General features: G+C 68.0%; 15 protein-coding genes. 9 read left to right on the top strand and 6 right to left on the bottom strand.

Features of this window, described 5'->3' with window-relative positions; genetic code table 11:
- Positions 1 to 106 precede the first annotated feature (106 nt).
- Positions 107 to 448: a DdfA family disk-determining factor gene (gene ddfA, locus NO876_RS16260; protein ID WP_256422718.1), complete on the top strand. Its 342-nt coding sequence runs from the start codon at positions 107 to 109 to the stop codon at positions 446 to 448.
- A gap of 7 nt (positions 449 to 455) precedes the next feature.
- On the opposite strand, the gene NO876_RS16255 is transcribed toward ddfA, so the two are convergent.
- Entirely contained in the window at positions 456 to 1,154 is a 699-nt protein-coding gene (locus NO876_RS16255; protein WP_256422717.1) for a helix-turn-helix domain-containing protein, read from the bottom strand.
- An 89-nt stretch (positions 1,155 to 1,243) separates the two neighbouring features.
- On the bottom strand, positions 1,244 to 1,834 hold the full coding sequence (locus NO876_RS16250; RefSeq protein ID WP_256422716.1) for a DUF1684 domain-containing protein: 591 nt from the start codon (positions 1,832 to 1,834) through the stop codon (positions 1,244 to 1,246).
- A 194-nt stretch (positions 1,835 to 2,028) separates the two neighbouring features.
- Between NO876_RS16250 and cmk the strand changes: the two genes are divergently transcribed.
- Entirely contained in the window at positions 2,029 to 2,643 is a 615-nt protein-coding gene (cmk, locus tag NO876_RS16245) for a (d)CMP kinase (protein ID WP_256422715.1), read from the top strand.
- 66 nt (positions 2,644 to 2,709) lie between these two features.
- On the opposite strand, the gene NO876_RS16240 is transcribed toward cmk, so the two are convergent.
- Positions 2,710 to 3,639 (bottom strand): DMT family transporter, encoded by a 930-nt coding sequence (locus tag NO876_RS16240; RefSeq protein ID WP_256422714.1) that lies wholly within the window; start codon positions 3,637 to 3,639, stop codon positions 2,710 to 2,712.
- 80 nt (positions 3,640 to 3,719) lie between these two features.
- On the opposite strand from NO876_RS16240, the gene NO876_RS16235 reads away from it, so the two are divergent.
- Positions 3,720 to 3,995: a hypothetical protein gene (locus NO876_RS16235; RefSeq protein WP_256422713.1), complete on the top strand. Its 276-nt coding sequence runs from the start codon at positions 3,720 to 3,722 to the stop codon at positions 3,993 to 3,995.
- 21 nt (positions 3,996 to 4,016) lie between these two features.
- Here the strand turns inward: NO876_RS16235 and NO876_RS16230 are convergent, their stop codons facing one another.
- Complete coding sequence (locus NO876_RS16230; protein ID WP_256422712.1) at positions 4,017 to 4,538, bottom strand: CBS domain-containing protein; 522 nt, start codon at positions 4,536 to 4,538, stop codon at positions 4,017 to 4,019.
- A 98-nt stretch (positions 4,539 to 4,636) separates the two neighbouring features.
- Between NO876_RS16230 and NO876_RS16225 the strand changes: the two genes are divergently transcribed.
- Positions 4,637 to 5,311, top strand: a complete 675-nt coding sequence (locus tag NO876_RS16225) for a ribonuclease H family protein (RefSeq protein WP_256422711.1) — start codon at positions 4,637 to 4,639, stop codon at positions 5,309 to 5,311.
- Positions 5,312 to 5,353: 42 nt separating this feature from the next.
- On the opposite strand, the gene NO876_RS16220 is transcribed toward NO876_RS16225, so the two are convergent.
- Positions 5,354 to 7,597: an NADP-dependent malic enzyme gene (locus tag NO876_RS16220; RefSeq protein WP_256422710.1), complete on the bottom strand. Its 2,244-nt coding sequence runs from the start codon at positions 7,595 to 7,597 to the stop codon at positions 5,354 to 5,356.
- Positions 7,598 to 7,779: 182 nt separating this feature from the next.
- Positions 7,780 to 8,976 carry a M24 family metallopeptidase gene (locus NO876_RS16215; protein WP_256422709.1) on the bottom strand — a complete coding sequence of 399 codons (1,197 nt, stop codon included), beginning with the start codon at positions 8,974 to 8,976 and terminating at the stop codon, positions 7,780 to 7,782.
- A gap of 124 nt (positions 8,977 to 9,100) precedes the next feature.
- Between NO876_RS16215 and NO876_RS16210 the strand changes: the two genes are divergently transcribed.
- The 5 genes from NO876_RS16210 to NO876_RS16190 all read left to right on the top strand — a co-directional run bounded on the left by NO876_RS16210 (position 9,101) and on the right by NO876_RS16190 (position 13,316).
- Positions 9,101 to 9,943, top strand: coding sequence for a COX15/CtaA family protein (locus NO876_RS16210; RefSeq protein WP_256422708.1), 843 nt, complete (start codon positions 9,101 to 9,103; stop codon positions 9,941 to 9,943).
- A gap of 215 nt (positions 9,944 to 10,158) precedes the next feature.
- Entirely contained in the window at positions 10,159 to 11,055 is an 897-nt protein-coding gene (locus tag NO876_RS16205) for a basic amino acid ABC transporter substrate-binding protein (RefSeq protein WP_256422707.1), read from the top strand.
- A 33-nt stretch (positions 11,056 to 11,088) separates the two neighbouring features.
- Positions 11,089 to 11,916: an amino acid ABC transporter permease gene (locus NO876_RS16200; protein ID WP_256422706.1), complete on the top strand. Its 828-nt coding sequence runs from the start codon at positions 11,089 to 11,091 to the stop codon at positions 11,914 to 11,916.
- The gene (locus tag NO876_RS16195; RefSeq protein ID WP_256422705.1) at positions 11,913 to 12,683 is read left to right on the top strand and encodes an amino acid ABC transporter ATP-binding protein; all 771 of its coding nucleotides are present in this window, start codon (positions 11,913 to 11,915) and stop codon (positions 12,681 to 12,683) included. Before NO876_RS16200 ends, NO876_RS16195 begins: the two co-directional genes overlap by 4 nt.
- A gap of 93 nt (positions 12,684 to 12,776) precedes the next feature.
- Positions 12,777 to 13,316: a hypothetical protein gene (locus tag NO876_RS16190; protein ID WP_256422704.1), complete on the top strand. Its 540-nt coding sequence runs from the start codon at positions 12,777 to 12,779 to the stop codon at positions 13,314 to 13,316.
- Positions 13,317 to 13,345 lie beyond the last annotated feature (29 nt).

Raw genomic sequence — 13,345 nt, 5'->3', positions numbered from 1 at the left:
CCCGGCATCTGTCCCCCAGATAGGCCGACCATCGCTCCCGGTCCCTCGATGTGTAGGGACGTTTCCTATATCCTTCCCGTCCTAAGGACGAGGTGTCTAGATCATTATGACTAATCACTCTGACCCACGGCCGCTCGACGATGCGGGCACCGGCTCCGGCGTCGACGGCGCGGGGGACAGCCCCAAAGTCGTCTATACGCATTCAGACGGCGAATCTCCCTCTCACACCGTCGTCGAGGCGGTCGCCGAAGCGACCCACACGGACCCGACGCGACTCCGACCGCTGTACGAGGTAGTCGACACCGACGCCCTCGACGCCCTGATCACGGGCGACTCCGAGCGTCCTCGTGCACCCGACGGGCTCTCGGTCACTTTCCGGTACGAGGGGTGCGACGTGGCCGTTTACGGGGACGGTCGGACGGTCGTGTCGCGGTCCGCCCCGCGGTGACGGTTCCTCACTCGGCGTCCGCGAACAGCGCCGAGAGGAGCTTGCGCTCGGCGGCGTGGATCTGTTCGGAGAACGTCGCTGAGGCGATTTCGAGCTCCGCCGCGACGTCCTCGCCGGTCGCCTCCCGTGGCCAGTCGTAGTACCCCGCCTCGAAGGCGGTCTGAATGACCTCCCGCTGCTTTTCGGTCAGCTGCGTCGACAGCAGCTGCTGATACGTCCCCCCGCTGAACATCGGCTCGATGGTCTCCTTTTCGCGTATTCCGGTCAGTTCGGCGTCGGGATACGCGTCGAGAAACCCCTCGATGACCGCCCTGGTGTCGTACTGCGCCGGGACCTCCGCGACGAGACGGCCCTCGCCGTCCGCCGCTCTGGCCGTCCGCGGGAGTCCGCCGAGGGCACCGAGACGCTGCGCCGGGCAGCCGTCGGCGACGAGGAACTCGAAGAGCGACACGTCGTCGTAGGAGCTGAGAAGCGATGACTCGACGGTCTCGTACTCCTCGGTGAGCGCGAGGACGCGCTGGGGATCCGCGCCGTTCACGTTGAAGAACTCCGCGTACCGGTCCCCCTCGCGGGGAAGCATCCCGACGAGTTCCACCGTGCAGTTTTCGGCGTCCGAGAGGGCGACGAACGGATACTTCGAGCCACGCAGGGTGAACTCGACTTCGGAGACCGGGTCGTCCCGGTCGGAGGAGGACTCGTTGGCCATCGAGGATCTACCGAAAGTAGTCGAAGCGTTGTTATGAACTTTCGGTAACACGGGTCACTGCCGGCGGTCCTCTCACGCCGGTTCCGAGCTCAGGGCCGCCAGCTTTTCTCGCCGGCGCGGACGGCCGCCTCTAACCAGTTCTCTTCCGGCGGCAGCGGGCACTCGAACGTCTCGCTGAACGCGCAGAACGGCGTGTACGCGAGGTTGAAGTCGAGAGTGACCGTCTCGCCGTCGTCGAGCTCTCCAGCCGGGTGGAGTTCGAGGTAGCGGCCGCCGCGGTAGGTCTCCTGCCCGGTGGTCTTATCGCGGAACGGGACGAAGATGGGCTCCTCCTCGTCTTCCGGGCGCTGTTTGTAGCCGTGAAGCCGGTGGGTCCCGCCGGCGAGACCGAACTCGAAGGTGACGACGCGGACGTACCGAACCTCGTTGTCCGCGGTCGTCTCCATCGGGACCGGCTCCGGGTCCGCGTGCGTCTCCACGGTCGCGTCGACGCGGTGCTCCGGTGCGGGCGCGAAGTAATCCAGGCCGTCGAAACCGTCGCGGTGTTCCGGCGGAATCGGCGACTGTGGATGGGAGCCGAAGAAGTCGTCCTTCTCCGCGCGGTTCCGCCGGAGTTCCGAAACGTAGTCCTCGTCGGTCGCGGCGTTTTCTTCGATCGTCTCGTCTTCGTCGTCGGTCATACCGGACGCACGCGCGCCGCGCCGTAACGTCTGACGGTTCCGAGCCGCCGGCGACGGCGGTTATCGATGCTCGCAGGCGTCGTTCCGATTCGATCATACGCCAGCGACGCGGTCGTCCGTGACGTGCTCTCATCCATCGAAGCGGCGCGAGGTCCCGCGGCTTTTTGTGGTTCGGTGGTAAGTCCTCAACGTCTATGACAGACGACGACGTCCCGACGGCGCGGTCGGTCGACAGCAACCTCTTCATCACCGTCTCGGGGCCGCCCGGGTGCGGTGCGACGACGCTCTGTGAGGGGCTCTCGGCCGCGCTCGACTGCGGGTACGTCTCCGGCGGGGACATCTTCCGCGACCTCGCCGAGGAGCGGGATATGTCGCTCTCGCAACTCATCGCGAAGACCGACGAGACCGACGAGATCGACCGCGCGCTGGACCGTCGTCTCCGGACGATCGCCGAGAAGTGGGGCGCGTCGAGCAAGCCGTTCATCCTCGAATCGCGGCTCGCCGGGTGGATCGCCGGCAACCGCGCGGACCTCCGCATCTGGCTCGACGCCCCGGACGAGGTCCGCGTCGACAGGACGCGCGATCGCGAAGAGATGGAGGCGGAGATGCGCGTCCGCGAGGTCAGCGAGGCCGGTCGGTACAAGTCCTACTACGACATCGACATCTCCGATCAGTCCTTCTACGACCTCTCGGTCAACACCGCGCGCTGGAGTCCGAAAGCCACCCTGGAGATGGTCCTCACGGCGGTGGAGGAGTACGACCCCGAGGTCGACGAGGGCGCGTTCGCGACCGAAGACGTCGACCTGTAACCGTCGTTCAGCATTCGACCGCAGTTATTCGACCCAGCCCGGCCGCTCGACCGACTTTCCCCGAGACTACGACCGCGACACCATCTTCCGGAGCCGCGGCACCTCCGCGCGGATCGCCCGTCGCTTCAGGAGCAGGAATCCGACGAAGATGACGAAGAAGCCGACGACGGTGTAGACGGTCGGGACCTCATCGAGGACCGCCCATCCCGCGAGCGCGGCGGAGACCGGCGCGACGTAGGAGACGAGGTTGATCTCGATCGCCCCGAGCCGCTCCAGCAGGTCGAAGTAGATGAGGAAGCCGAGCGCGCTCGCGACGACCGAGAGGTACGCGAGCGCCGCCAGCGACTCGGCGGTCCAGGCGACGTCCCCCAGGGACTCGCCCATCCCGAGGCTCACCACGTGCATGATGAGCGCGCCGCCCACCATCGACCACGCCTCCATCGTCTCGATCGGGAGTTCGGCCTCGACCCGACGGGTCAGCACCGACCCGAGCGCGAACGCCGCGGCGGCCCCGAAGATCAGGAGTTTCGCGACGGCGCCGCCGGCCAGGAGGTTCTGGGGATCGGGGTTCGACAGGATCACGACGCCGACGAGGCCGAGAAGCAGGCCCGCGATTCCGACGGCCGTGAGTCGCTCCTTGGGGAGGAACAGTCGGGCGAAGCCGGTCGTCAGGACGGGGCTGAGACTCACGATGACGGCCGCCGCGGCCGACGTGACGGCCGGATCGGTCTCGCCGATGAAGAGCAGCGTGTGGTAGCCGGCGATGAGGAGCGTCGCCCCGATGCCGACGAGCGTCCACTGTCCCCGCGTCCGCGGGAGCGGGTCGTCGGTGGCGTAAAGGGCGTACGCGAGCATCAGCACCCCGGCGATGTCGTACCGGAGCGCCGCGAAGAGGACCGGCGGGATGTACGCGAGGCCGGCCTTGATCGCCATGAACGCCGACCCCCACGCGGCGGCCAGGAGGACGAATAAGAGCAGGTTGCGGTACCGGGTCACAGGGACAGTGGGGTCCCGGGTGTTCTCAACGTTTCGTTCGCCGGCGACGTTTTATGTATTGGTGCGTCGATGACCGCGGTATGGACGGTTCGAGTTATCGGCCACCGACCGACGAGGAACTCGACCAGGTGGAGAACGCGTTCAACGACTACTACAGCTTCGGCGATCGGTTTTCCCTCGACGACTTTCCCGTGATCGTCGTCGACGGATACGAGGCCGGCGATGACTCCTACCGCGGCCGACTGGCCGTCGTCGTCGACGGCGGCGCGAACGCCACCACCTACGGCTTCGGCGACCAGGGCGCGTTCCTCGTGAGCGACGCGCTCAACGAGAAGCGCGGCGAAGAAGTGCTCTGAGTCGATCGTTCGGGAGGCGGTTCAGGCGTTCTCGCTTTCCGCCCGCCGCTCGTCCCGGATCGCCCGGATAACGTCCTGTCGAGCGACGATCCCGACGAGCGCGCCGTCTTCGACGACCGGCAGTCGGTTGATGTCGCGCTCCTCGTCCGCGATGAGGTCCAGGATCTCGTCGAGCGACGCCTCGGGGGCGACGGTCACCACGTCTTCGGTCATCACCTCCCGGATGGGCTTGTTCGTGTTCCGCAGGAGGTCGATCCCCAGGTCTAAGTCGTCCCAGGAGACGTCGACCGCGTAGGTGAGCGTCTCCAGGAACGGGGGGAAGCCGACGGGGATCCACAGCGTCCGGTCCTTCGTCTGAAACAGGTCGACGAGGTCGTGCTGGGTGACGATGCCGACGACCGCGCCCTCGTCGACCACGGGGAAGCCGTTGAAGTCAGCGCGAGCGAGTCGCCCGAGCACCTCGCTCACGTCGTCGTCGGGCGAGACGGTCTCGACGTCCGTCGTCATCAACTCGCGCGCCGTCAGGGACTGGATTCGGGCCATACACGACGGTTCGTCTCCCCGCCGTCTAACTATTGCGGCGAGTCTGTCGACCCCGTTCGCTGAGATATCTTTAAGAACGCGCACGAACTAGCGGAGGTATGGCCGCTCACGGCCGTCCGACGCTCCGTGACCTGTTCGACGACTCGCCGACGCCACACATCGCGCACCCGCCGCGCACCCACCACCGACACTTCTACGTCGCGACCGACGGGTCGTATCGCCGCGACGGCGGCGGCCTGGGCGCGGTGATCGAGGCGCGGGACGGCACCCGCGTCGCGCGGGTCTCCCTGCCCGACACCGCCCCGAACAACAACGTCGCGGAGTATCGCGCGCTGCACCTCGGCCTGGACGTCCTCGCCGCCCGAACGCCCTCGGACGCACGCGTCGGCGTCCTCGTCGATCACGACCACCTCGCGGCCGCGGTGAACGGCGAGGTGCTGGCCGGGTCCGCCGGCGACGCCGAGTGGCGACCGACCGGCCGCGAGCGGATCCCGTCCGGCAGCGAATCTCACTGGCGGGGGATCTGCGCGCGGATCGCCGGGTTCGAGGAGCTCCGGGCGGCCCGGATCGACGGCCGGGAGAACCCCGCCCACCCCCTCGCGAACGCCCCCGGCGACTACGCGCACGTCAACCGCCGACCGGACCGCTGCGTGGTCCCGGACCCGATCGACGCCGGCGAGGCCGGAGCCGCCGCGGTTCCGGAGGAGGGAACCGACAACGCCGATCCGCAGTACCCGCCGCCGTCGCGGTTCGAGGGCCGGGCGAGCGACTGAGTCGGTGCGCCGGCCCCGGATCGACGGCCGGGACTCCGGCCGTTACTCCTGGGCGTCGACGACGGCGACGCCGGCGAGGTTGACGATGTCCTTCACCTCGTCGCCGCGCTGGAGGACGTGGACGGGCTTGTCCATCCCGACGAGCATCGGGCCGATGGCCTCCGCGCCGCCGAGGCGCTGCAGGAGCTTGTAGCCGATGTTGCCCGATTCGAGGTTCGGGAAGACGAGGACGTTCGCGGGCTGATCGAGGTCGGAGAACTCGTAGGTCCCCGCGAGGATGTCCTCGACGACGGCGGTGTCGGCCTGCATCTCCCCGTCGATCGGGAAGTCGACCTCCTCGTCGGCGTGGAGGTCGGAGACGGCGTCGCGGATCTTCCGCGTGCCCGCGTTGTCGACGCTCCCGAAGTTCGAGTACGACAGCATCGCCGCGCGGGGTTCGACGTTGAACCGCCGGGCCAGTTCCGCGGTGTGTTTCGTGATCTCCGCGAGCACGTCCGAGTCGGGATCGAGGTTGACCGTCGTGTCGGCGGCGAAGATGACCCGGTTCTTGAACGTCAGCAGATAGACTCCGGCCGCGTACTCGGCGTCCGGCGCGGTGCCGATGATCGACAGCGGCGGCCGCAGCGCCGAGGGGTAGTGGTGGGTCAGCCCCGTCAGCATCGCGTCGGCGTCGCCCTCCTCGACCATCACGCTGGCGAAGTAGTTGCTGTCGCCGCGGATGAGTTCGTGCGCCTCGCGCTTGGTGACGCCCTCGCGCTGCCGCAGTTCGTACAGGCGGTCGGCGTAGCGGTCCCAGTCGCCGCTCCGGGGGTCGACGATCTCGGGCTCGAACTCCAGGCCGAGCTCTGCAGCCGTGCCGGCGATCTCGTCGGCGTCGCCGACGAGGACCGGGTGGGCGATCCCCTGCTCCCGCATCTGGTAGGCCGCGCGGATCATCTTCTCGTCGCCGCCCTCCGCGAGCGCGACCCGCTTGGGGTCGGACTTCGCCTTGTTGAGGACGACGCGCATCATCTCGCGGGACTTGCCGAGACGCGCCTCCAGCCGTTCCTCGTAGGCGTCGAGGTCGACCTCGGTCCGGGCACAGCCGGAGTCCATCGCCGCTCTCGCGATGGCGGGGGCCACCTCGAAGAGCACGCGAGGATCGAGCGGTTTCGGGATCACGTAATCGGGGCCGAACTGCAGCGGTTGGTCGCCGTAGGCCTTGACGACGGCGTCGGGGACGTCCTGTCGCGCCAGGTCCGCGAGCGCCTCCGCGGCCGCGCGCTTCATCTCCTCGTTGATCTCCGTCGCGCGCACGTCGAGCGCGCCGCGGAAGATGAACGGGAACCCGAGGACGTTGTTCACCTGATTCGGGTAGTCCGAGCGCCCCGTCGCCATGATGACCGTGTCGTCGCGGGCGTCCTTCGCCTCCTCGTAGTCGATTTCGGGAGTCGGGTTCGCCATCGCGAAGACGGCGGGGTTCTCGGCCATCGACGCGACCATCTCCTGGGAGACGATCCCGCCGACCGAGAGACCGACGAAGACGTCGGCACCCTCCATCGCCTCCGCGAGCGTGTCGGCCTCGACGTCGGACGCGAACTCCGATTTGAACTGGTTGAGGTCCTCGCGGTCGGTCCCGATCACGCCCGAGGAATCGCACATCACGATGTTCTCCTTGCGCACGCCGAGTGTGGTGTAGAACCGCGCCGTCGCGATCGCGGCCGCGCCAGCGCCCGAGAAGACCACTTTCAGATCCTCGAACTCCTTATCGACGATGTCGACGGCGTTCACGAGCGCCGCGCCGGAGATGATCGCCGTGCCGTGTTGGTCGTCGTGGAAGACGGGGATGTCGACCTCCTCGCGGAGGCGGGACTCGATCTCGAAGCACTCGGGGGCCTTGATGTCCTCGAGGTTGATGCCGCCGAACGTCGGCTCCATCGCCCGCACGGTGTCGACGATCTCGTCGGGGTCTTCGAGGTCGAGTTCGATGTCGAAGACGTCGATGTCGGCGAAGCGCTTGAACAGGACGCCCTTCCCCTCCATCACGGGCTTCGACGCCTGCGCGCCGATGTCGCCGAGGCCGAGGACGGCGCTGCCGTTGGAGACCACGCCGACGAGGTTCCCCTTCGCGGTGTACTCGTAGGCGCGCGTCGGATCCGCGTCGATGTCGCGACACGGCGCGGCGACGCCGGGCGAGTACGCCAGCGAGAGGTCCCGCTGGGTGTTCGTCGGCTTCGTCGTCGATATCTCGATCTTGCCGGGCGGTTCCTCGCGGTGATACTCCCTCGCGTCGTCGTCGAGTCCCATAGCGGCGGCGACGATAGCGGTACAAAAAAAGCTATCTGTCGAACGCTGCTTCGACAGACGACGAAGGACTACTCGGGGACGAGTAGTCCTGCGGCGCGAGCGTCGCTCGGTCCGGGTCGGGAGCGTCGCCGATCCAGGTCGGGAGCGTCGTCCCGGTTATCACTCGGCCGCCACGCGGCCGTTCACTCGCCGCCGAGCGAGCGGACCGTATGACGCTCGATCTCGAACCCGCCGTCGCCGCAGGAAGCGACCGTCCGCGTGGGCCACTCGCCCGTCCTCGTCAGCACTTCCGCGCCGTCGTCGGTGAGGAGGACGGTGTCCTCGGATTTCGCTCCCCGGACCGTCGGGTTGTACGCGTACGCCAGCGGGGTCTCGACCGACTCGTCGCCCTCGGGCGTCGCGATCCACTCGCGGCCCGCGAACCCGGCGGCTCCGCCCTGGTGGTGCTTTCGCCACTCGCCCGGCTCCCCGACCGCGTCGTACGCCGCGACGATCTCGTCGAAGACGTCTCCGGCCGTTTCCCCGCTGTCTGCGGCGCGCAGGGTCGCGCCGAGCGCCGTCGCCTCCACACGCATCGCCTTCCCGTGCCGCTCCGTGAGCCACTCGGGAGCGCCCTCGAAGGCGACCGTCCGCGTCGCGCTCGCGTAGAGGCCGCCGCGCTCGGCGGTCACGGACAGCAGCGCGTAGTCGCCGAGTTCGCTCCGCGTCGGCGTGTAGTGGCGGTACCGCTGCGCGCGTTCGCTGCCCCCGACGAGCACCACGGGCGCTTCGATCCCGCGCGTCGCGAGCGAGACGCGCAGGCCGGCGGCGACCTCGTGTTCGGTGTCGTCGGCGTGCAGTTCGCGGGCGACCCGTTCGAGCGCGTCGGCGACGTCGCGTCCCAGCGTGCGGTAGCGCTCGATGTCGCTCTGTGCGAGTGGTCGGCGGAGCCGACTCGCGTCGAGCGTCTCGAACCCGGGCACGTCGAAGTCGGCGGCACCCGTGCCCCCAGTCGCGTCGGCGACGGCCGCCGCGAGCGAGGATTCGTACCACGGCACCGACGTGACGTCGAAGTCTTCGGGGACCTCCTCGGCCGCGAGCCGCTCGGCTTCGATGTTGTTCGTGACGACGACGAAGCCGTCGGCGCGGGTGTAGCCGGCGGCGGCGACCCCGACGTCGGCGTCGCGATCGACGACGTTGCTCCCGCCCGTCAGCCACGCGAAGGAGTTGGGCCGGCCGAACCAGACCGCGTCGAACCCCCCTTCGTCGAGGACGGCGGCGAGTCGCTCGCGACGGTGTTCGAGGTGTTCGTCCGTCCGGTCGACGACGCCGTCGACTTCGTTGACGCCCTCGTTCTCGCGTTCTCTCGCTCTCTCTCCGGTCGGCGTGCCGTCGGTCATACCTCCGCATTCCACCGGTGACTTTTGAAACGTGTCGAATCCGTCCCGGCGGGGGCAAGCGAGCGGCCGATTCGACCGCTCGACGAAAGAGCGATTCAAGTATCTCCGACCCCGAGGTCGACGTATGGACGCGCGCCTCCGCCGTTTCGTCGGCGTCTCCGCCGCGTTGACGGGTATCCTGATGGTGCTCGGGGTGTACACCGCGGCGACGGGAGCGGGATTGACCTGTGCCGGCCGATGGCCCTTTTGCGACGGCTTTCTGGGCCTCTTCCCGGCGAACTGGAGCAGTTTCGTCGAGTGGTTCCACCGACTCGTCGCGATGGTCACCGGGTTCGTCGTCCTCGGGACGACGATCCTCGCGTGGCGGGAGGGCGCAGACCGCCGGATTCGACTCGCGCTCGCCGGCGCGACGATCCTCCTGCCCTCGCAGATCATCCTCGGCGCGCTCACGGTGACGACCTACGAGTGGGCGATCCTGCTGGCGCACTTCGGGACGGCGTCGATCATCTTCACGGGCGTCGCGCTCGCGGCGGCGTGGGCGTACGGTCCGTCTCAGAGCCAGAGCTCCTCCGAAGACGTCAAACGAGTGCTCGCCGTCGCGGCCGGGCTCATCCCGGTCCTGCTCGCGTTGACGCCGCACGCGTTCGTCACGTTCGGGCCGCCGATCCAGGCGGCGTATTACCTTCTCGGTCTGGGGGCCTACGCGGCGCTGCTCTCGGCCGCGGTGTGGGCGTCGCCGTCGGCCGTCTCTGGAGGACCCTCTCGCCGTGTCCGTCTATTGAGCGCGGTGGCCGCCGCCGTCGTGATCTCGCTCCTCGTCACCGGGCGGCTGGTGTACGGCGGGACGCTCCAGTACGTCTCTCTCGCCGGCGGCCTCACCGCACTCGCGCTGGTCGTCGCCGCGTGGTACGCGCTCCGTCGCGACGTCGGCTCCGCGGGGTCCCGCGGGGTTCCCGGCGGCGACTGACCGCGTTCGGTCGGTTCCGTCGCTCCCGTTCAGCTCCGTCGACCGCCTTCGATTCTGTCCAAGCCGTCCGGTCGCCAGGCAGTCCAGTTCCCGTCCGGTGTCGTCCGCTGTCCGCTCCAGCATCCGAACGCGCGGTCGAAAACCCGTGAGATGCGTGAACGGACGTATACAGAAGCGACACGTTGTTATATTGCTCTCTACAACGAACCGATGTTATGGACAGACGGACGTACGTGAAGACCGGAGCCGGCGTGCTGGCCGGCGGTCTGTTCGCCGGGTGTACCGGCGGCGGATCCGGCGATCAGAGCACTGAAGCGGACGGCGACAGCGACTCCGGATCGGACTCGACGGAGACGGCGACCGAGGCGGCGACGACCGAATCGATCGTCCCCTCGAACGTCGTCATCGGTTCGGACATCCCGTACCGCCCGTTCGAGTACGAGACGACTTCCGGAGAACTGACGGGGTTCGACGTCGACATCGCCGAAGCGGTCTTCGAGGAGCAACTCGGCGTCAGTTACGAGTTCAAATCGACCAGCTTCGACTCGATCATCCCCTCGCTCAACAACAACAACTTCCGGATCATCATGTCCGCGATGACGATCAACGACGAGCGGGCCGAGCAGGTGGACTTCTCGGACCCGTACTTCACGGCCTACCAGACGGTCATCGTCCGCGACGACGGCGAGATCACCTCGAAGGAGGACCTCCGCGGTCGCGCCGTCGGCGTCCAGAAGGGCACGACGGGCGCGGGTGCAGCCGAGGAACTCCAAGAGGAGTTCGACGGCGAACTCGACATCAAGAGCTACGATCAGATCCCCGGCGCGTTCCAGGCGCTGAACAACGGGCAGGTCGACGCGGTCATCAACGACAACACGGTCAACGCGGAGTTCGCGAACGACAACGACGACGTGGTGTTCCTCGAGGGCGAGGGTGCCGCCGCCGAGGGCGACGGTGACGCGCCGCCGTATCTCACGCTCACCGTCGAGAACTACGGCATCGCCTTCCGCCAGGACGACGACGAGTTCCGCGAGCGCGTCAACGAGGCGCTCGCGGCGATCAGAGAGGACGGCACGTACGACGAGATCTACTCGGAGTACTTCTCCGGATAACCCCTCACGGAGCCGCATCACTTCGCCTCAACTATGGCAGATTCATACGCGGACGCCTCCGCCGACGCCAACGCCGTCGCCGACGGGTTCTTCGACGATCAGACGTTGAAGTATCTCGGCGTCGGGCTGTCGAGTCTCTTCGCGCTCGGCGTCGGCCTGCTTCTCCTGTACATTCTGGCGACACAGGTGGATTACGGGCTGATACCGACGATCCTTCCACAGTTCCTCAGAGCGTACGGACTGGTCCTCGGTATCGTGGTCACCGGCAGCGTCCTCTCGGTCTCGGCCGGGATCTTCGTCGGTCTCGCCCGCGTCTCGAAGACGAGGATCACGAGCGGTCTCGCGGCGATCTACGTGCAGTTCTTCCGCGGGACGCCGCTCCTGTTCCAGATCTTCGTCGTCTACTTCGGCATCCCGACGCTGTGGCCGGGGACCTTCCCGGTTCAGGACTGGGGGATTCCGACGGCGATCATCGCGCTGACGCTGAACCACGCGGCGTACGTCGGCGAGGCGGTCCGCGGCGGCATCGGCGCGGTCCACGACGGACAGATGGAGGCGGCCCGCTCGCTGGGGATGGGCTACGTGCAGGCGATGCGCGAGGTCGTGATCCCGCAGGCGTGGCGAAACGCGCTCGCGGCGGTCGGCAACGACCAGATCATCCTCGTGAAGGACACCTCGCTTCTGACCGTCATCGCCGTCCCCGAACTCATCCAGCAGTTCCGCAGCGTCAACAGCGCGACGTTCGACCCGTGGACGCCGCTGGTGCTCGTCGCCATCGCCTATCTGTCGATCACGATCCCGATGGGTCGGCTCGTGGAGTACCTCGAAGAGCGCTCGGACTGGGGAGGTGAGTCCCAGTGAGTGACAGCGACCGCGACAGCGCCGGCGGCCCCGGAGACCACGCGCTCCTCGAGTTCGAACACGTCGACAAGTACTTCGGCGACACCCACGTCCTCAAGGACATCTCACTGGACGTCGAGGACGGCGAGGTGTGCGTCGTCATCGGCCCCTCGGGGTCCGGCAAGTCGACGCTGCTCCGGTGTGCCAACCGCTTAGAAGAGATCCAGAACGGCGAGATCCGACTCGACGGCCGCTCGATCTCCGACCCCGACGCGGACATCAACCGCCTCCGACAGCGCATCGGGATGGTGTTCCAGTCGTTCAACCTGTTCCCGCACAAGACGGCGATCGAGAACCTCACGCTCGCGCCCCGGAAAGTCCGCGGGACCGGCGAGGCGGCCGCCAGACAGCGCGCGGAGGAACTCCTCGCGGAGGTCGGCTTGAGCGACCAGGCGGACTCGTATCCGAACCAGCTCTCCGGCGGACAACAGCAGCGCGTCGCGATCGCCCGCGCGCTCGCGATGGACCCGCGCGTGATGCTGTTCGACGAGGTGACGAGCGCGCTCGACCCCGAACTCGTGGGGGAAGTGCTCGAAGTGATGCGCGGCCTCGCCGACGAGGGGATGACGATGATGGTCGTCACCCACGAGATGGGCTTCGCCCGCGAGGTGGCCGACCGCGTCGTGCTGATGGACGAGGGCCGCATCGTCGAGACCGGCGCTCCGGAATCGTTCTTCGAGAACCCCGAGACCGAACGCGGCGAGCAGTTCCTCTCGAAACTGCTCTGAGAGCTCTTTCGAACACTCACCGGTGCGAATTCGCGCTGTACTCGATCCCCTCCGCCGACAAAGCACTTACCGCCCGTTCGCGTAGCGGCGCTCGTGACCAACGTCCCCGGTGCCGGGTTCCTCGTCCTCCTCGCGGCCATCGCGACGCTCGTCGTCCTCCCGCTGCTCGCGGGGGTGAGCCTGCTCGCCGCCCGCCTGACTGGCACGCGCATCGAAGTGACGCTGCCCGCCGTCCACGCGGCCGCCATCCTCGTCGCCGTCGCGGTCGCCGCGTTCAGCCCCGCGAGCGGACTGGATGCGATCACGCCCGGCGCGTTCGTCGGACTGCTCCGGTTCGCCGCCGTGGCGGTCGCCGGGGGGCTCCTCCTCGCGGCCGTCGCCGAGGGGATTCCCATCGCGGTGGGCGCGACGCTGATCTTCGTGACCCGTAGCGTCCCGCGGGAGTCGGCGCTCAATTATGCGACCGCCGGCTACGCTCTCGGCGGGGTCGGCGGCGCTGTCGCGGGCATCTCGCTCACCGGGTCCGTCGAGGGCGCGGCGCTCGGTGCACTCCTGGCGGGACCGGCCGCGATCGGAAGCGTTCTCCTCGAAGTGGCTGTCTCCCGGTTCAACCGGTCCGTCTCGGCCACGTAATCGGCGAGCGCCTCTCGGCCACGTAGCTG

Source organism: Halobellus rarus (assembly GCF_024494595.1).
Lineage (GTDB): Archaea > Halobacteriota > Halobacteria > Halobacteriales > Haloferacaceae > Haloquadratum > Haloquadratum rarum.
The sequence above is the reverse complement of the archived record's forward strand: the minus strand, read 5'-3'. Positions and strand labels throughout refer to the sequence as shown.